This window comes from Cerasibacillus quisquiliarum, assembly GCF_014202495.1.
Classification (GTDB): Bacteria; Bacillota; Bacilli; order Bacillales; family Amphibacillaceae; genus Cerasibacillus; species Cerasibacillus quisquiliarum.
Window position 1 is genome coordinate 60116 of record NZ_JACHHA010000009.1, and the last position, 19255, is coordinate 79370.

At 34.9% G+C, this 19255-nt stretch carries 17 protein-coding genes and 1 pseudogene; 8 read left to right on the top strand and 10 right to left on the bottom strand.

Annotation, left to right across the window (positions count from 1 at the left end):
* Positions 1-87 precede the first annotated feature (87 nt).
* Genes thrB through HNQ35_RS10235 form a run of 3 tightly spaced genes read right to left on the bottom strand, consistent with a single transcriptional unit; the run spans position 88 to position 3340 of the window.
* Entirely contained in the window at positions 88-984 is an 897-nt protein-coding gene (gene thrB / locus HNQ35_RS10225) for a homoserine kinase (protein WP_146938020.1), read from the bottom strand.
* On the bottom strand, positions 981-2042 hold the full coding sequence (gene thrC, locus HNQ35_RS10230) for a threonine synthase (protein WP_146938018.1): 1062 nt from the start codon (positions 2040-2042) through the stop codon (positions 981-983). Before thrC ends, thrB begins: the two co-directional genes overlap by 4 nt.
* A complete protein-coding gene (locus tag HNQ35_RS10235) occupies positions 2042-3340 on the bottom strand; it encodes a homoserine dehydrogenase (RefSeq protein ID WP_146938016.1) in 1299 nt (432 codons plus the stop codon). Before HNQ35_RS10235 ends, thrC begins: the two co-directional genes overlap by 1 nt.
* Before the next feature lie 351 nt (positions 3341-3691).
* On the opposite strand from HNQ35_RS10235, the gene HNQ35_RS10240 reads away from it, so the two are divergent.
* The 7 genes from HNQ35_RS10240 to HNQ35_RS10270 all read left to right on the top strand — a co-directional run bounded on the left by HNQ35_RS10240 (position 3692) and on the right by HNQ35_RS10270 (position 10506).
* Positions 3692-4141, top strand: a complete 450-nt coding sequence (locus tag HNQ35_RS10240; RefSeq protein WP_146938014.1) for a DUF2512 family protein — start codon at positions 3692-3694, stop codon at positions 4139-4141.
* 211 nt (positions 4142-4352) lie between these two features.
* Positions 4353-5819, top strand: a complete 1467-nt coding sequence (locus tag HNQ35_RS14455; RefSeq protein ID WP_146938012.1) for a GGDEF domain-containing protein — start codon at positions 4353-4355, stop codon at positions 5817-5819.
* Positions 5820-5865: 46 nt separating this feature from the next.
* Positions 5866-6330, top strand: coding sequence for a chemotaxis protein CheX (locus HNQ35_RS10250; RefSeq protein WP_146938010.1), 465 nt, complete (start codon positions 5866-5868; stop codon positions 6328-6330).
* 37 nt (positions 6331-6367) lie between these two features.
* Entirely contained in the window at positions 6368-8101 is a 1734-nt protein-coding gene (locus HNQ35_RS10255; RefSeq protein WP_146938008.1) for a methyl-accepting chemotaxis protein, read from the top strand.
* Between the two features lie 127 nt (positions 8102-8228).
* Positions 8229-8801 (top strand): hypothetical protein, encoded by a 573-nt coding sequence (locus HNQ35_RS10260; RefSeq protein ID WP_146938006.1) that lies wholly within the window; start codon positions 8229-8231, stop codon positions 8799-8801.
* A 180-nt stretch (positions 8802-8981) separates the two neighbouring features.
* Positions 8982-9836, top strand: coding sequence for a sensor histidine kinase (locus HNQ35_RS10265; RefSeq protein ID WP_170226677.1), 855 nt, complete (start codon positions 8982-8984; stop codon positions 9834-9836).
* Between the two features lie 13 nt (positions 9837-9849).
* Positions 9850-10506 carry a response regulator gene (locus tag HNQ35_RS10270; RefSeq protein ID WP_146938001.1) on the top strand — a complete coding sequence of 219 codons (657 nt, stop codon included), beginning with the start codon at positions 9850-9852 and terminating at the stop codon, positions 10504-10506.
* Positions 10507-10651: 145 nt separating this feature from the next.
* On the opposite strand, the gene HNQ35_RS10275 is transcribed toward HNQ35_RS10270, so the two are convergent.
* The 6 genes and pseudogenes from HNQ35_RS10275 to HNQ35_RS10300 form a co-directional block, all read right to left on the bottom strand.
* On the bottom strand, positions 10652-11362 hold the full coding sequence (locus HNQ35_RS10275; protein ID WP_170226676.1) for an ABC transporter ATP-binding protein: 711 nt from the start codon (positions 11360-11362) through the stop codon (positions 10652-10654).
* On the bottom strand, positions 11355-12176 hold the full coding sequence (locus HNQ35_RS10280; protein WP_146937996.1) for an ABC transporter permease: 822 nt from the start codon (positions 12174-12176) through the stop codon (positions 11355-11357). The genes HNQ35_RS10275 and HNQ35_RS10280 overlap by 8 nt, the downstream gene beginning before the upstream one ends.
* A gap of 79 nt (positions 12177-12255) precedes the next feature.
* Positions 12256-12795, bottom strand: coding sequence for a nitrous oxide reductase accessory protein NosL (locus tag HNQ35_RS10285; protein ID WP_146937994.1), 540 nt, complete (start codon positions 12793-12795; stop codon positions 12256-12258).
* Positions 12792-14090, bottom strand: coding sequence for a right-handed parallel beta-helix repeat-containing protein (locus HNQ35_RS10290; RefSeq protein WP_146937992.1), 1299 nt, complete (start codon positions 14088-14090; stop codon positions 12792-12794). Before HNQ35_RS10290 ends, HNQ35_RS10285 begins: the two co-directional genes overlap by 4 nt.
* A 229-nt stretch (positions 14091-14319) precedes the next feature.
* A complete protein-coding gene (locus tag HNQ35_RS10295) occupies positions 14320-15582 on the bottom strand; it encodes an ATP-binding protein (protein ID WP_146937990.1) in 1263 nt (420 codons plus the stop codon).
* A 128-nt stretch (positions 15583-15710) separates the two neighbouring features.
* Positions 15711-16438: pseudogene (locus HNQ35_RS10300) on the bottom strand (MFS transporter).
* Positions 16439-16652: 214 nt separating this feature from the next.
* Between HNQ35_RS10300 and HNQ35_RS10305 the strand changes: the two are divergent.
* A complete protein-coding gene (locus HNQ35_RS10305) occupies positions 16653-17702 on the top strand; it encodes a DUF3900 domain-containing protein (protein WP_146937988.1) in 1050 nt (349 codons plus the stop codon).
* 294 nt (positions 17703-17996) lie between these two features.
* On the opposite strand, the gene HNQ35_RS10310 is transcribed toward HNQ35_RS10305, so the two are convergent.
* Complete coding sequence (locus HNQ35_RS10310; RefSeq protein ID WP_146937986.1) at positions 17997-19163, bottom strand: AI-2E family transporter; 1167 nt, start codon at positions 19161-19163, stop codon at positions 17997-17999.
* Between the last annotated feature and the right edge of the window lie 92 nt (positions 19164-19255).

Sequence of the window (19255 nt, forward strand, 5' to 3'; positions counted from 1 at the left end):
TCACCAGCTTTTTTCTTAAAAGCGAATTATCTTTCCAAAGCGATATAACTCTGCTTGGATTTTCTATCCTATTTTCGTTCTTCTTTGTTATATTTGAACTTGTAAGCCATTTCGATCGATATTAAGTGGTACGACGTCATAGACAGGTATGACTTCTTTCATATGCTCGATTAATCGTTGTTTGTCTGCTTTTGAGACAAAGGATATCATTGTTGGACCAGCTCCACTAATGAATGTCCCATAGGCTCCTTCTCGTTTCGCCTCTTGACGTATTAATTCATATTGTGGTAGTAATTGTTTGCGATACGGCTCATGAAAAACATCTTGTTCTATGAAATATCCTGCTTGCTCATAGTTTCCTTTTAATAAAGCAGCAATCATTAAATTACTTAAGGCACTTCCTTGTGTAGCTGTCTTTAATGAAAGCTTTTCTGGTAAAATTTTACGAGCTGTTTCTGTTGATAATTCAAATGGTGGTATATAAGCTACCGCATATATATTAATACCATCTAATGTGACGATATCGATTGTTTCGTTCGCTTCGTGATAAAAGCTTAAAACAAAGTCCCCATATAGTGCAGGTGCAACATTATCAGGATGGCCTTCAAACCTTGTTGCCAATTTTAATTTTTCTTGTTCGCTTAATTGTAGGTGACATAACTGATTAGCTAGTTCAATTCCTGCAAGTACCGCAGAGGCACTGCTACCGAGTCCTCTTGCAAGCGGTATATCACTATCAATCGTTATATGACAAGGTGAGAGTTTTCTTTTATAGAACTGACTTACTTTATGAGCGATGTTAATAATAAAATGATCGTGTGCGTCTACATTTTCAGGAAGCATTGTCGATCGATGTTCAATTTGCCATTGTGTACTTGATTCAACATGTAAAGTCAAATAGCGATTTAGTGCTACACCTATCGAATCAAAGCCAGGACCTATATTTGCTGATGTAGCAGGAACACGTATTTGAAAGTGAGTCATCCAATAACCTCTTTCTTAATAAACTGACTGACTATTTCCGCATCATTAGGTAATGATATCTTATCGATTTCCAATGAATCAATGGCTGTTTGTGGATCTTTAAGTCCGTTTCCAGTTAAGACTGCAACGACGGTACTGCCACTTGGAATACTTCCCTGTTCACATTGTTGAATGACACCTGCAATTGCAGCACAAGACCCTGGCTCAGCAAATACACCTTCAAGTTTTGGAAGCAGTTTAAAAGCTTTTAAAATGTCATCATCTGTCACAGCTTCGATTAAGCCGTTAGATTCATCACGTGCTTGAACTGCAAGTTGCCAACTAGCAGGATTACCAATACGAATAGCTGTAGCAAGTGTTTCTGGTTGCTCAATAACTTCATTTTTTGTAATCGCTGCAGCTCCTTCTGCTTCAAATCCGTAAATTTTCGGAAGACCTGTTTTTTTCATTTGATTATATTGTTTAAATCCTTTCCAATAGGCACTAATATTACCAGCATTACCGACTGGTATTGCTAATATATCCGGTGCTTCACCTAATTCATCGCATATTTCAAATGCAGCTGTTTTTTGACCTTCAATTCTAAAAGGGTTTATTGAATTAACGAGTGTAATCGGTGCTGTTTCACTTATTTTTTGTACCATGGTTAAAGCATCATCGAAGTTTCCATCAATTTCGACGATTTTTGCTCCGTACATAATCGCTTGCGCTAATTTGCCGAGTGCGACTTTTCCTTTTGGGATGACAATCCATGCATCAAGTCCTGCCTTAGCCGCATAAGCAGCCGCTGATGCTGATGTGTTTCCAGTTGATGCACAAATAATCGTTCGACTTCCTTCTTCCATCGCTTTAGCAACAGCAAGTACCATGCCACGGTCTTTAAATGACCCAGTTGGATTAAGACCTTCGATTTTTCCAAATAGTTTTATTCCTAACTTTTTAGATAGATTAGGGAAATAAATTAACGGTGTATGCCCTTCATGTAATGTGAGTTGTGGCGTTTCTTCATTGATTGGCAAGAACTCGTGATATGAACGTAATAATCCAGGTGAATGCATTATATGGTCTCTCCCTCTATTTGATAATAACTTTCAATACTTTTAATAACGTCCATTTGTTGTAATTTTTTCTTGGCATTCGTAAATGTCTCTAGTGAGGTTTGATGGGTAACAACAATAATTTCTGCTGTTTGTTGCTTCTTCATCGGTGTTTGAATGATACGTTTAAAACTCATATCCATGTCTTGAAACAGCTGTGAAATATGTGCAAAAGATCCAACTTGATCATGGACATGCAGTCGAATATAAAATGAACTTGTTTGTAAATGATGAGGAGACAGTCGAGCCGAACGTTCAATCATCGGTACTGATTTTCCAGTTATTCCGAGTTGGATATTTTTAGCGACATGAATGACATCGGCCATAATCGCTGTTGCTGTTGGAAGACTTCCAGCACCTGGTCCGTAAAACATCGTTTCACCAATAGCTCTTCCTTTAACATAGACGGCGTTATACTCATTTTTTACACTTGATAAAGGATGGTCATTAGCGATAAATACAGGCTCGACATTTACTTGTAATGTATCACCATGTGCTTTAGCGATACCAATTAATTTCATTGTAAGTCCGAGCTCTTTTCCATATTTTAAATCGGTTAATGAGACATTGGTGATGCCGCGTGTCTTAATATCGTCTAAACGGATATCCATATGAAATGCTAAGCGCGTTAGAATGGCCATTTTCCTTGCTGCATCAAGCCCTTCAATATCTGCAGTAGGATCTGCTTCAGCAAAGCCAAGGTCTTGAGCATCTTGGAGAGCCTTCTCAAAAGGGACACCCTCTTCATCCATCTTTGTCAAAATATAATTTGTCGTACCATTAATGATTCCCATGACTTCTTCGATTTCATCTGCTACAAGTCCATCGGTTAATCCGCGAATAATTGGGATGCCTCCACCAACACTAGCTTCATAAAACAAGTCACAGCTCTGTTGCTTGGCAAAGTCGTGTAATTCTCTACCATAGAGTGCGATTAAATCCTTATTTGCTGTTACAACATGTTTTTTATTTCGCAATGCTTGTTCAATAAATAGATAAGCATCATCTGTTCCACCGATGACTTCAATGACAATGTCGACATGAGGATTATTTAACACATCCGCAGCATCTGTAGTTAATATATCTTTATTTAATTTTACATGACGATTTTTCTCTATATCTTGAACTAATATACGTTCAATAGATAAATAGCAATTCGTTTTTTTGTATAACATTTCTTTATGTTTATTAATGATTTCAATAATACCTGACCCGACAACACCGAGCCCTAATATACCAATCCCAATTTTATTATCCATTTTTTTATATCCCCTTTTGTTCCTTTTAAAAAGACAAATGTTTATATATAGTGGACATTATAACGTTGAACGATGGTGAAAATCAATAAAAATGAATGTTAAATAAATTAAAGCGCTTTCTTTATTAAAGATAATTCAATCAAACGTTTGTTTGGATACAAAGATTTTTCCGCTTACAAGCTACATTCTATTAGTGCAATTCCAAGGACAATTAAATCATATAGGTGAAAGTTCACTCAATGATCACCTAAAGATAAGTGAGTATGATGTGGGAAAACGTTTGATAGCGAGTAATAAAATCAAGCGATCTGTTTCATACTAATGGTAATTCAATAGAAAGAGGTGCGTTAGATGAAACATGTTAAAGTACTTGGAATTAAATGGGTAGTCGTGTTAGTAATCGTTTTATCACTGTTTGGGATATTTGATCATATGCCACTTGAAAATTTATTATGGATGTCACTACTCATAACTGTATTTTCTTATGTTTTAGGGGATATGATCTTCTATCGCTATTTTGGTAATATAATGGCGCTTATATTGGATTTTGCTTTGGCCTTTGTTTTATTCTGGTATTTAGGAAATCTTTTTATCGGTGCTGAATATGCTATTGTACCAATTGCTTTTTTTTCAGCTTTCTTCTTTTTATGTAGTGAATTGTTCATTCATGGCTATTTATCCCATTTGTTTGCAAAAACATATCAAAAAGAATCCCGTGATATGAAGGCGTTACAGAAATTACGTGTAGAATTTGCTGAAGAATCGGATATACAGCCGCCGATTGATAAAGAAAACGAATAAATAACTAAAGTCAAAAAACACAGGTACATACTGTGTTTTTTAGTTTTTCAATTATATTTAAAATACAAGAAATAGTGTGAGATGAATGGTATTTTTTACAAAAATCTGAGATAATACACCTATATTAGGAAGAAAGTTGCATTATGTATGTTGTTATTAAAGATAAGTGTTTTATTTCATTGCAACCCTGTATGTGTAAAGGGGTGGGAAAGTGCGAAATCATTTCAGGAATAAGTTATTCGCCGTGATGATATTATTAGCTTGCTCTCTGTCATTTATGATATCAATCATAGATTATCAGCGGATGCGGTCACATACAGTTGAAAGTAATGTAAACCAAGTGAATGCGATAGAAGATATGGTTCAGCAAACATTACAAACTGTTGAAAAGGTCAACTATTATTATAATGATGAATTGGCTGAACAAATGAGGAGAGCTTCAGTCCAATTGATTGAGAAGTATGAAGAAAATCCTGATTTTTCCACATGGGATTTTCAAGCATTAAAAGAGAAATATCATGCTGATATTTACATTATTAATCAGTCAAATACGATCATCTATAGTAGTTTCTTACCAGATATGGGTCTTAACTTTAATCAGTGTTGTAAAAAGATTGCCAAAGTATTAGAAAACAGACGAAAATCTGGTGAGTTTCACCATGATGGGATTGATCTTGAACAAAAAACAGGCCACGTGAAGAAATATAGTTATATGGCAACGAAGGATAAAAAATACTTGATACAACTAGGTGTGCTATTGGAAAATAAAGCTGTTTTTCAAGAATTTGATTTTCTTAAAGCGAATCATGATTTAGCACAGAAATATCCATCTATTGAAGAGATAAATGTTTTAAACATAGCTGGAAAACCATTTGGTAAAACATTGTCGGGAAAGTGGTTGACGGCTGAAAGAAGAGAAGCATTTAATGAAGCACTTACTTCAGGTGAAAAGATAGAATTAGAAGGGGAAAAGGATCAGAGACAAGTCATATATCGTTACGTACCTTACAAATCAGAATATGATTACGGAACAACCCAACAGAAAGTCATAGAAATTATTTATAATCAGAGTGTCATAGAGTCTACTTTAGAACGGAATAAACAAATATTTTACATCCAGTTATTTATTATTTTAACTGTTACGATTATGGTTGCATTTGTTATTTCTAAATGGATGTCTCGACCGATGTATTTGGCATTTCACGATAGTTTGACAGGTTTAAAAAACAGAGCCGCTTTTGATGAGATGGCACGTGAGGCATTGGATACACATGAAAAACTTGCTTTATTCATGATTGATTTAGACCATTTTAAAACAGTCAACGATTGCCTTGGACACGATTCGGGTGATCAATTATTAATAAATGTAGCTAAAACAATTAACAAAACGGTCGATAAAAAAGGAGAGGTTTATCGTTACGGCGGTGATGAATTTCTTGTTGTGCTGTATGTTAGTGATAGAGAAATAGTAAGTAATATGGCAAAACAATTACTTTCCGCTATTCAGCAGGCTATAAATGAAACAAATTCATTAGCAGCTAGACATGTTACCGCGAGCATAGGCATTTCAATGAGACCAGAACATGGTAGAGATATTCAAACATTGTATAAAAAAGCTGATATTGCCTTATATCAATCCAAAGCTAAAGGTAAGGCACAATATCAAATATTTGATTAAGACATGCTCTGTTCAACTGTAGAATAAAACTTAAGGAGACGAATGCATGACACAGACTATAGAAAAAAATGCTCTTATAAAAGAGTTATTAAATGGCACACTGGCTTCCTTAGAAAAAGTCATTTCCCTACCATACAATATTGTGCATACAGAAGCACTAAAACAATCTATCCATTTACATTTTGGTGTATTAATCGGCATTACAGGACAAATGAAAGGTAAGTTAATCTTAGCTGGGGATAAATTAGTGTTTTCTTCGATCGGTGAAGCTATGTTTCAAATAAAAGTGGAAGAAGAGATGTTACATTCATTTAGTGGTGAATTCGGCAATATAGTTGCGGGGAATTTATCGACTGATATGATCACAAAAGGTATAAAAACAGATATTACAGCCCCTACGATTATGGAAGGGAGTACGACATTAACAGGGTATCGTAATGGCTTAAAAGTGACAATCTTATTTTCGGGTATTGGAGAACTAGATGTTTACTTATTAGTTGATGAGGGATAAAGTTAAATAGGTTAAACATTGGGGGAGACAAATATAAATGGCTATTTTTATAAATCGACCAAAAAATAACTGGCATGAATACTTAAATTTCTCTCAGGATACAAATATGAATCAAGTTAATATTGAGATGAATAAAAGGTTGAGTTTTTTGGGTATAAATGACAAGACATTGCAACATATTAGCGATGCAGCTGAAATCATTTCACCTTATTTAACTGAAATCGTAGATACGTTTTACGAAACAATTACATCTTATGAAGAGTTACAACAATTAATTCATGAACACTCAACTGTTGAACGTCTAAAACAAACAATGATGACCTATTTAGAGCAATTTTTGCGAGCGGAAATCAACCATGATTACATTAAGTCACGCCAAATGATTGGAAAGGTACATAGTAATATCCATTTAACATCACAACATTTCACAGCGGCATATCAGTTAATCGTTCAAATGATGACAACTATTATTATGGAGAAAATGTATCATCGTTCTGAGAAAATGATGCAAATGGTGCTCGCGATTCAAAAGTTAGCTGCTTTTGATGTCCAACTCATTGTTGAAGTTTATACACAAGCAACGGTGAAGCAGTTCTTATTTGGTATATCTGACTTATTAAATTATACAACTCAGTTAGATACATCACGTGAACTGATTAATAGTATGAATAAGCAGAAAGAAGAGACATATAGTGTAACTGCTGCTACTGAAGAAATGACGGCTTCGATTCAGGAAGTGGCTCATCATGCTGTTACTGTATCTGAAGGAACAGATGATGCGGTACAATCAGCAGTTCGAAGTAAACGTGTTATTAATGAATCATTAGAAGGAATTCAACAAGTAGGTAAGGTCTATGAGCAAGTTGTTAATAGAGTGAGTAAGCTTGATCAGGAGATTGAACATACAAAAAATGTTGTTCATGTCGTTCGAGAAATTGCTGAGCAAACAAATTTACTAGCTCTTAATGCGAGTATTGAAGCAGCTAGGGCTGGTGAGCACGGAAGAGGATTTGCAGTAGTCGCTTCTGAAGTTCGTAAGTTATCTGAACATACAAAAGAACAGATAACCCAGATAACATCGAATATGGAATCATTATTAGAAGTATCTCATGCTGTAAATCAAGAAATTAAAGAAACGGAAAAAATGGTTAATCAAAGTGTTGTTGGTGCAAAGACAGCGGGTGATGAACTAGAAAAAATTGTAGAAGCTATTCAAGGCATTAGTCATGAAATTTCCCAAATTGCTGCTATGAGTGAGGAGCAGACAGCAGCAATCCAGGAAATAACCGATCGTAATACTGTTATTTCCGAACTTAGTGATAAATCACAGACGATTGCAAGCGAAACAGCTAAAACGATTTTAGATTTAAGTAAGAAAATGGAAGCGAATCGAAGAAGTTTCTTTAACAAAAATATAGAATTTGAACATAAAGATATTATTGAGTCTGCCATAACAGATCATCTCCTTTGGAAGTGGCGTATTTATAACATGCTGATAGGCATTGAAGATTTAAAAGCAGAGCAAGTTGGTTCACACGAGGCGTGTAATTTAGGTCGCTGGTATTACGGTGATTTACCAGAACAAATCAAAAGTAAACCCGCGTATAAAGCTCTTGAAACGCCTCATATAGCTGTCCATAATTGTGCCCGAAAAGCAGCAGAATGTTATGTTAGGGGAGATGTATTAGAAGCCCAACAAGCTTTTGAGCGATTACAAGATGCGTCACAAGAAGTCGTTACCTTATTAAAACAATTGAAAGAGCAAGTATAATTCTTCTTCATACGGTGTACAGTTGGAATATAAACTGCTACGCCGTTTTTTTATAGTTATAAAATATTGAAACATTTTTGTGGATATCATCGTATATAGTAGTAGGACGCCCATGGAGGAGATAATGGTGAAGCGATTTCTAAATAAAATGAAGCGAGCAGGTCAACACGATATACAGCAATCCTATTCTTTTGAGGACAAGCTTTTTTTTAGAAAAGGTGATGACTTATCAGTTGTGAATCAAGAAGGCCATTTAATGGGATATATTATTCGTACATACGATCCAATTGATTTACTGCATTATGATATGACTAAAAAAAGCATTTATTCCTTTCAAGATTGCAATGGTGAAATGATTTCATCTGTTGGAGTAAAAAGACGAAATGGTTTAGATACGAAAGGAAACGAGTATCTTTTTCAAGATCATAAACAGGCAGTGACGTATAGTTTGCAAAAACAGAAGATGTCTTTAACATTTCGTGTGAAAGGTCATATAAATGATTGCTTTTTTGAGATGGCTGAGGGTCATTTGAAAGAGGAACTAATATGTAGATCTGAAGAAAAAATGTTCGCAGTCATTCATTATGATAATAGCTCATATAAAGTGGAAATAGAAGTATTATATCAACCTCACTCTTCATTAATTCATCCGTCATTTTTGACATTAATGTATTGCATTTTCCGTATGGAAGGAAAATGATAATAGACTATTAGAGAAGGTTATGAACGCATGGACGTTAGGAAAATAACAGCAAATGGTTAAGAAGGCAGCCTAACCTTTTAAGGAAGGATGGGGTGCTTTTGATTTGTGTATCTGCTAAATTGAGTGTTATCGATTATAATGAAAGGAGATACTATTTTTTTAAGGAGAGAGCATGGCATGAGTGAAAAAAGAGGTGGCAGTCGATTAACGTACAAACAAATAAAGGCATTCATCTTAATTATACCGACTGTAACGGTTGGTTTATGGGAATATATTCGTCACGAGTTTTTACTACCTTATATTTCGATGGACTTAGGAAATTGGTTAACACCGATTATCGTCTTAGTTGTCACCTTTACATTGTTAACACGCTTTTTTAAAAAAATGGAGTGTATTCAAGAACAATTAAAGGCAGAACGTGCTGAAAGAGCTATGCTAGAAGAAAGAGAACGTATTGCTAGTGAGCTTCATGATGGGTTGGCGCAATCACTTTTTCTTTTATCTATAAAGATTCAACAACTCAATCAACTAAATGTAAAGGAAGAGGAGCGAGAATTATTTGAAGAGTTAAAACAAACGATTCATCATATTCATGATTATATCAGGCAAGGGATACATCATTTAAAAGTACCAACACAAGCTTTAGAAGAACCTTGGGTTGATACAGTTCATAAACAAATCGATGAATTTGAAAGAGATACGTCTATCCCAGTTACTAAGCAGATTACAATTCAGGAAGATCATTTATCCACACGGGAAAAGGTAGAGCTCACCGCTTGTATCGGTGAAGCATTGATGAATATTCATAAACACGCAGATGCGACAGAAGTTAACATTTACTTTATAGTTAACTCTGATGAGAAAACACTTACGATTCGTGATAATGGAAGAGGATTTAAAGAAGAGGATTTAAATAAACAAGGTGGTTATGGCTTAAAGATGATGCGTGATCGTTGTGAGCGAATCGATTGGACGATGAATTTACAGCGATTAAGGAATGAGACAGTCCTTACTTTATATCGCTCTATTTAAGGGGGAAATGAAAATGGAAGAACAAATTCGCGTTCTTATTGTTGATGACCATCCAATGGCGAGACAAGGTATTCGTGAAATATTAAAAACCGATGCTGTTTTCAATATAGTTGGTGAAGCTGAGACGGGTGAAGAGGCCATTGAATTAGTAGCAGACCTTATGCCGGACTTGATTTTAATGGATATTCATTTACCAGGTATGAGTGGTTTAGAAGTAACACATTATATTAAAAGTCATTATCCATATGTCAAAATCGTTGTTGTGACAGTTTCTGATGATTTTACACATTTATTTGAAGCGATAAAAAATGGTGCACAAGGGTATTTATTAAAAACAGTCCATAATGAAACATGGGTAAACTATTTAAAAGCAGTTGCTAAAGATCAAGCGCCTATTTCTAAACGATTAGCAGAGCAGATGCTCCGGGAATTTACGAGTCATCAAGAGAGGTGTGACGTGGAAGGTGATCAGCTTTCAAAGAGAGAACGTGAAATCCTAACATGGGTTGCGCAAGGCTATACGAATAAGGATATAGCTATTGGATTGGAGATTTCTGAATACACCGTTAAAAACCATTTAAAAAATTTGTTCCAAAAATTACATTTAAACAATCGTGTGCAATTAGCTAAATATGCTTATGAAAAGGGATATGTAAAGGGAGCAGACTAAAGGGCTCTCGTCTGGTAGCATGTCTTATAGGTGACTTTAATGATGTTTAAGTCTTATCGGTTCGACTTTCTTCGAGTTACTCTTCTTTTGAACATGCAAAAATTAACACCGTCCATAAGTCAAAGGACATTAAGGACGGATTTTTTTATGTTAGATTTAGAACCAAATGTTGAAATGTGTTGTAAAGTCCGTCCTTTTGATATTTTTCAATGGGTCCAGAGCTAATAACTTTTCCATCATATAAAAAGATAATGTCATCGGCAATTTCTTCAGCAACATGTAAATCATGTGTTGAAAAAACAACCGCTTGTTCTCGTTTCTTAGCATCTAAAATCATGTTTCCAAATGATTTGACCCAATAAGGATCAAGACCATTGGTTGGCTCATCAAGTACGATCAACGGTGGATTCGTAAGGAGAGCTTGGGCGAGAAGCATGCGTTGTCGCATACCTTTAGAAAATGCTCCCATTGATTTATTAAGATGCTCTGTTAATCCCACTTGTTTTATGATTGCATCAATTCGTTGTTGATCAACGCCCTTTAAATCAGCATAAAATTTAATTGTTTCTTTAGCTGTCACAGCTGATTGAAACTGAAAATCATCAGGCATATAGCCAATAGATTTAACATATTGTTTTTTATGTGATTTTTTAGTCATACCGTTTAATGTGATCTCACCTTTAGTCGTTTGCGTTAAACCGACAATCATTCGAATTAAAGTGCTTTTACCTGCACCGTTACCACCACAAAGAGCAAGAGCGCGTCCGCTTTTTAGCTTAAAAGAAATTGGCTGTAAAATTGTTTTTCCTTGAATCGTTTTTTCTACTTGTTCGACATGAAGTATCGTGTCACTCACGTTGATCCCTTCTTTCCCAAATAAGTGCACCTAAGCCAATGGTTACGGTAATCCAAATGATAACAACAACAATAAAAACAGGGGTGCCAAATGAGCTATTCACCCAAGTGACCCATTGATTATATTCAGGTCCGAACACCGATCCTGCACCTATTTTCATCATTGCGAAGATCCTAACTAATTCAGCTGGATTCATAAATGTGCTAACTTCTATAATTGTATATAGCATCGAATAAGGAAGAATACTTAATATACTAATGAATAACAGTGGCCAAATGATGACCGTAATAAACCAAATGCTAATGCTGCCGATCAATGCTTGCCAACGGTTATTTACTAAAGCGCCAATTGCAATAGCGATACCTAAATAGATGAGGACGAGGACACTTGAGAATATCCAAAAGAATATAAGAGTGCTGAGTGACAAAGGTTTTCCAAAGAAAAATGCGATACATCCAGTGACTCCAAAACTAAACGCAAGTACCGTTAACAAATTAATCGCTAGACCAATCCATTTTCCCCATAAAAAGGACATTCTCGTTAAGGCGTATGTGGATAACAATCCCCAATGACCATTCTCTTTTTCAATGGCTACTGAAACACTCCCTAAGAGAAGGGTTAATAGTGGAAGTAAATATAAGGTCATATTCATCATTGTTCCTGTCATATCTGTATATCCTTCTGCTGATTGCACGCCAGATTGTAGTAATAGGATTGCCATTGTAAATAATGTAAATAAAATGAGAAAGGAATATGTCCAGGAGTTTCGAAAGCCGAGTTTAATTTCACGTTTTGCAACTGTAATTATATGCACTATGCACCAGTCCTTCTACTCTAATAGATTTACCCCTATGTTAACATAGGGGTAAATAGCAGTGATATGAACTTACCATTTATTCATCATCTTCTTCATCATGTTCATCGTGTTCATCATGATCGTCATGGTCACCGTGATCTCCATGATCTTTCATATCCATGTTCATTTCCCATTTATGGTTCGCCAAGTCATCTGCTGTTAATAATTCACCTTTACCTTCTTCTTCGATTAATTTTTCAGCGTCTGCTTTCTCTTTGAAGCTGTAAACACCATAGGCCATCGGCGTTTCAAATTCTTCATGATAAGCAAATGTAGCGTCTTTTAATTCAATCCAATCTTGACTATTGTAGTCACGTACAAATTCTGCACCGATATCATCTTCGCCATTTTCATCTTTCCATTCATGTAAGCAACCAATATCATCAAACTTTAGCACTTTCCCATCTTCAAGAACAATTTGTGTCGCGTGTTGATTGTCAGGAACAACCATACTACACACGTCACACGTATCTGTTTCTTCATCAATATCTTCCGCTTGATACTCTTTAGAACCACATGCAGAAATGACTAATGTTAATGCCGTTAAAATCATTAAAAATAAACGAGATTTTTTCATTTTTTTCTTGCCCCCATATAAATGATAGTTGTACTAGCAATAAATAATATGATACTAAAGCATAAGACATAAATAGAAGATGTCTTTGCCTCGGTCTCAGACTTAATTGGGTTATCCATTAATGGTGATTGATCGGATAACCATTGATCAGTCGGCGCATGAAATAATTGCTCTAAAAATTGCATTCCAGGTGCCTGAAAGTATATTTGAAATGGTGGGTATTCTTTCGTTAATGATAGATAGAATGGATCTACTTGATAAGATAATTGACTATACCCATCACCATTTACATCGACTCCAATATGGTCTCCCCAGAAATTAGACTCTGTATCGTTATCTGAGCTTCTTTCGGCTTGACCTTGCACGACATTTGCTAGAAATGCATTTTTTGTCACACTGTTTTCAGTTGATTTTAGAAACTGAACACCAACAAAATTTTGTTCCAACTCGTTTAATGTAATGTCATTTTTGTGCGCATTTTCAATAAATAGGCCGACTTTATTATGAGAAATCTTATTATGTGCAACTTGCGCATTTTTTACATCAAAGAGAAGGAGACCTAATGATTGTACGCTTTTTAAATTATGTTTTAGTTCGTTATGTTTTACAACCGTTCCATTCGTTCCCATTACCATCATACCGCTTACATTGTAATAGGATTCATTTTCAGTAAGAGTTGTTTTGTTCGTAAACATCAGATGATAACCATAACGTGAATGAGTGACGATATTATTATATATATCGTTCTGACTACTTTTTTCAAGATAGACGCCATCTTGAACATCAGTAATTTGAGATGAATGAATCGTATTATGATCAGAATCCCATAAATCAATACCATTTCCACGTTGAGCTAGTGAAAGATTTTTGTTTCCAGTAATCTTAAGCTGATATAATTTGTTATCATTTGCTTCAAATAATTGAATACCGACACCATTTGTTTTGATATTTAGTTTCTTTAATTCATTATCATCGCCAGCAATATATACCGTTTCATCATTGGTATTTCTTTGATCGATAATAGAAATATTCTCTATTATCACTTGATTTGCTTTCACTTGAATAACAGGACCTTTTTTCCCTGGGAGAATGGTCACTTGATCGTCCCCTATAATATGAATGGGTTTATTGATTACAGCTCCACCTATATATTCACCTGGTGGTAAGTACAGTGTGTCACCTGGTTTCGTTTCATCAATTAACGGTTGGAGTGGGACTTGCTCTGTCTCAGCTTCTATCGTTTGGTTAAATCCGATAAATAATAAAGCAACAAGAATTGCTAGGAATTTTTTCATTTAAATCCCCTTTACCATTCGCGAATTGGGTACAGATTCATCATAGCATGGAGTTTAACTCCTTCCATGACTCTTAAGGGCTATAAAACGTGTCTAATTATTAACGTTTTGTGAACAATTGTTCACAATTAACATATCCAAACAATTTTATAACACAAAATATCAATCTAAGATATAAAAAGAACTTGAAAGATGTTCAATTTTAACATCTTTCAAGTTCAGATAAACATTAAAAGCCAACCTTTTTAACATAGTCATCGGAATCCCATTCCTGTTTGACTGTCCGTCTGTGATTTTCTAATAAATCCTGAACAATTTGATCTATATCAATTGGTTCTTCGTAGTGCCACTGAAGGGCAATGGACATATATACTTCATTCAGTTGTGCGATAGATAGCCCTTTAGTTTTATCTACTAAATATAAGAAGCGTTCTTCATCGAGAAATTGTTTAATCCCCTTTTTCTCTAGATAGAGACAGCGCAAAGACTCATCTGGTTGTTTAATTTCATAAGCTCGATCGAATCTTCCAGCGCGATTAATGAGAGCTGGATCAATACGTTCAGGATAATTCGTTGTACCAATAAGAAATATTCCTTCTTTCGATGTTGCACCATCCAATGCATTGAGAAAAGCAGATCGTGCATAATCAGGCATCGATTCAATATCTTCAATCACAAGTATCATCGGTGCCATTTTAGTTACGGTTTCAAATATCTCTTGAATAGAATAGCTAGATGTGTTTTCTGTAATTTGCCAGTAAACAATTGGAGCAGCGACACTTCCAGCAATTGATTTAACGAGTGTTGTTTTTCCGTTTCCTGGATTTCCATATAGTAGAATGCCGCGCTTATAAGGTATGTTGTATTGCTTGAAAAATTCCCCACTTTTTAAGAAAAATTCATCAATCGCTCGGAATATATCTCTTTTAATATGTTCACTTAGTAAAACTTCTTCTCGAGGGATTTGTTGCGTAATTTTCTCTCGATGACGTACGACGCCTTCATCTGTATCGGTAAAAACTGTAATGCCCTTCATCATGGACTGCCTTTGCATTGCAATCATCTCATTAATAAAGCGAATCAAACTCTCATCATTTTTAGCAAATATGAAATCTTCCTCAAAATCTTCGTGATTTTGATAGATAGGCATTCTTACCATGGCGACATCATATTTCCTAAAATAATACACATTATTAGATATAGATGGAATCACATAATAGTTTTTCTCTATTGTAAATTTAATCGTACTCGCACTGACATTATCATATACACTTGATAGGATTTCAACGTCAACATCATTTTCATTAATCATATCGTGCATTGTTTCGAATAATGTATGCACATCTTCCCCAGCATGATAGAGGTTTAACTCCGTGCCAATCTTTTGTTTCAATATATTTTTAACATGTTGCACAGCGGTCGCATAATCATAATAATGGGGATGAATATTTCTATTTGTTGTAAATTTGATAAGTGCTTGTTTTTTTGCCATAAGAACCCTCTCTTATCGATATATTTCTGCTCATATCATACCATATTTATTACTATTATTAACAGAGATATAGGACTTGAGAACGATATAAATACTTAGAAAAAATCATATTATTTATAATGTTTAATCTACTTTTGTTTCCTACCATGTATCATATAGTAAACACCGATACATAAAAAGATCATGATGCTGGAATAGAAATAAAGCTGACGTAATCCAGATAGCTGAGCGACGATCCCTAATATGAATGATCCTGCACCAATACCTGTATCAAGAAAGGTAAAGAAAGTTCCTGTTGCCACGCCTCGACGATGTGGTTCGACATGGTTAATGGCCATCGTTTGAATAGATGGAACGATTGTCCCATAACCGAGACCGATTAAGCCACCTGCTAATAAAAAGGTGAAAGAATGGGTTGTCTGGCTTAGTAAGAGCATATCTAGTCCGTAAATAAAAATAGCAGGATAAAGAATCACATTTTCTCCATATTGATCAAACCATCTTCCTGTAAAAGGGCGCGATAAGATAAGTAAGATAGCATAGGCAGAATTAATAAGGTTGTAAAATGGTTAATGATTAAATAACCTAAAGTAGCGATGAGATAAAGGCTTAGAGAAAAATAAAGCATTTCCCGTTTTCCAAAAATATCCAATAATTTTCCAGTAAAAGGGCGTATAATGACAGCAGCAATTAAAAATAAGGTAACAATTAACCCGACTTGTGTTTTGTTACCTTCTAAATCATTTAACGTATAGATGGGTAATGTAATCATTAAAATATAAAAAGGCAAAAATAAAAAAAAGCTTGATAACGAGATTCCAAGAAATTCTCTCGTCCAGAGCTTTGGTTTTGACAAATACGTCACACTCCTTCAATGCAAACAAACTTGTTTTATTGAGAGTGAATCGCTTGAGAGATGATGAAACGCATTAAGTCAAAATAGAATGATACTATTATTATACATGAAAAAGATAAAAGAGTCTAAAACTCAGAATCTTCCTAGCGATTTCATACGATTGACTTTATCGATTTCTTTTTTCTATACTTTAAAAGAATAGAAGGTGAATGAAATGGAATTTATCATACAATATCTATCGTTTTATGTGGTAGAAGTAGAAGAGGAAACGAAACACGTATCACATTATCAAACATTGAATCAAGCAGATTATGACGGAAGCTCGTTACAACATTTTCTTGACGGTGAATTTACTAAAATTACGAAACGGAAAGTACAACGTCATGCAAAATCGGAAAACAGTCCGACAAAGATAGGGCGATTTATTGTCGAAGAAGGGCATGATCTAACATCCAACCCAAACTATAATTTATTTTATCACTTACGATACGCAGAGAATAAAGAGACTTTCCAAAAATATTCACATCAAGTTGCTGACATGTATGCTGAAACGAGTGCTGTACGAGGCGGGGTGTTCATAATAGCTTCCGCTAAATTAGCAAAGTATTTCGATGAACCGTTCTTGTTTATTATAAAATGTGACTTTGAACCGAAAGTTGCAAAAATCACGGATACCGCCACTTTAATCCATCAAGTGGAAATGGCTATTACGACTAAAAACATGAAGTCGATACAATACCCATATATGCCAGAAGAAGGCATGATAGATGAAGCAGAAGTAAAGGTTCACCAAGCTTCACATGCACGATATTTTGAAGACTTTTTACCATATGTTGCATATGAGAAATCACTCCCCGAAATTGTGAAAAAACAAGTCTTTGACATCGTGCAAGAGCATATTAAAGAAAGTTATCCAGAAACAAGTGATGAAAAAGTAGCGCTGGAAGAAGAGTTAGAACAGTGGGCAATTACACCAAAACGTGAACTTCATGAACGTCTTTCAACAGAGCAGATTGTTGAAGCGACATCACAAATAACTGAACATGCTCCCGAAGTGGAACTGAAAATGAAATTAGATCATGTATCTTTAAAGGCTTTATTAGCTGATTTTGGGGAAACGATTCATTTGGCAAAAGTAAACGGGCGTTATGTTTTAATTATTGAGGCAGAAAACATTCAATTTGATAAGAGCTTTTCACCTATTGAGTTTCATAAGCCCGATCATCTCATGACAGTGATTGAGAAAGTCGTGAATAAACCTTAAAAGCGGGTGGTTCAATGTGTTGAATAGATGTCCTTTTATCGTGGGTTTTTTATAAAAAATCGGATTATGGCGCTCGTACACGTAAGTTAGTGATGGTTCATGTTGCAGTGTTTAATGATAAGTAATCCGTCGCATTTAGTCCGAACCATTTCACATTGGGACAATTGTTTAAGTCTATGTTTTGAAGTGAAACAATCACATATATAATAAGAAATCCACCCTTTAAAAAAGAGTGGCTTATGATTGAGCGAAAACGATCGTCTATTTAAGCTTAATTATTTTTCAATTTATGTTTTAAGGTTTGTTATTTTGTTGTCCCAGGTCATAGGCGCCGTATTCTTCACCATAAAAGCGGTTATAGCGGCGCTTAAATTTTTCATATAAGTATTGTACGATGACTTTTAAGATGGCATAGCCTGGAATCCCTAATATGACTCCAACTAATCCGAATAGATTTCCTGCAACTAATAGAACAATAATAATTGTAAGTGGGTGAATTTTCATCGTTTTACCCATGACATTTGGTGAAATAAAATTCCCTTCTAAAAACTGTACAGAAACCCAAACGATAGCTAGCTTTAATAACATAAACGGCGAATGAACAATTGCGATAATGATAGCTGGTGAAATGGCGATTGTTGGACCTAAATAAGGAACAACACTTGTTACAGCGGCAATCAGTGCTAGGATAATTGCATAATCTAATCCAATAATTAAATAACCAATATAAAGTAAAATACCGATACAAGTCGCCACGATAATTTGCCCTTGAATGTAAGAGCCAACTTGTTCGTCCATATTTTTCAATATGTAATTGGCATCTTTTCTAAATTTAGGAGGTAATAATTGTAAACAATAATTTTTAAATCTTGTGCCATCTTTTAATAAAAAGAATAAAATAATAGGAAAGGTGATTAAAGCGACAACGACATTAGTTATAGTCGTTGCAAAGGTGCGTACACCTTCATAAGCTCCACCTATATAGGCTCCGATCTGGCTTGGTAAATCACTTAAGTTGTCGACGACCCATTTATATCCTTCATCATAATAAACTCCGAACATGGATGATTGTAGCCATGTTTGAATGCTTTCACCCAGTTGTTTTAAATAAGCGGGAAAGAATTTAATTAAATCTTTTATTTGTGTTTCAATAATCGGCGCTGTAATTAAGATGATTCCTGTTAAGATACCACTTATTCCAAGAATTAAAATAATAATGCCCCAAATTCTTTTAATCCGTAATCGCTCTAACAGATTAACGACAGGATTTAATAAGTAGTACGCAATAAATGCTAATATAATCGGTGGTAATAACGTTGAGAAAATAGTTACTATCGGATTAAAAATAAAAGAAACTTTATGATATATGAAAATTGTAATACCAATCAGGATTAAAATAATGAGTCCAAATACTAAATCACGACCACCAATAAACTTCATAAAGCGACTAGAATATTTCATCAACATCCCTCCAAGTTCATAGTATATTTCATAATTATAAAAGAAATATACTATGAATGGAAGCAGTGGTTTAATGTTTTTGCTTCTGATTA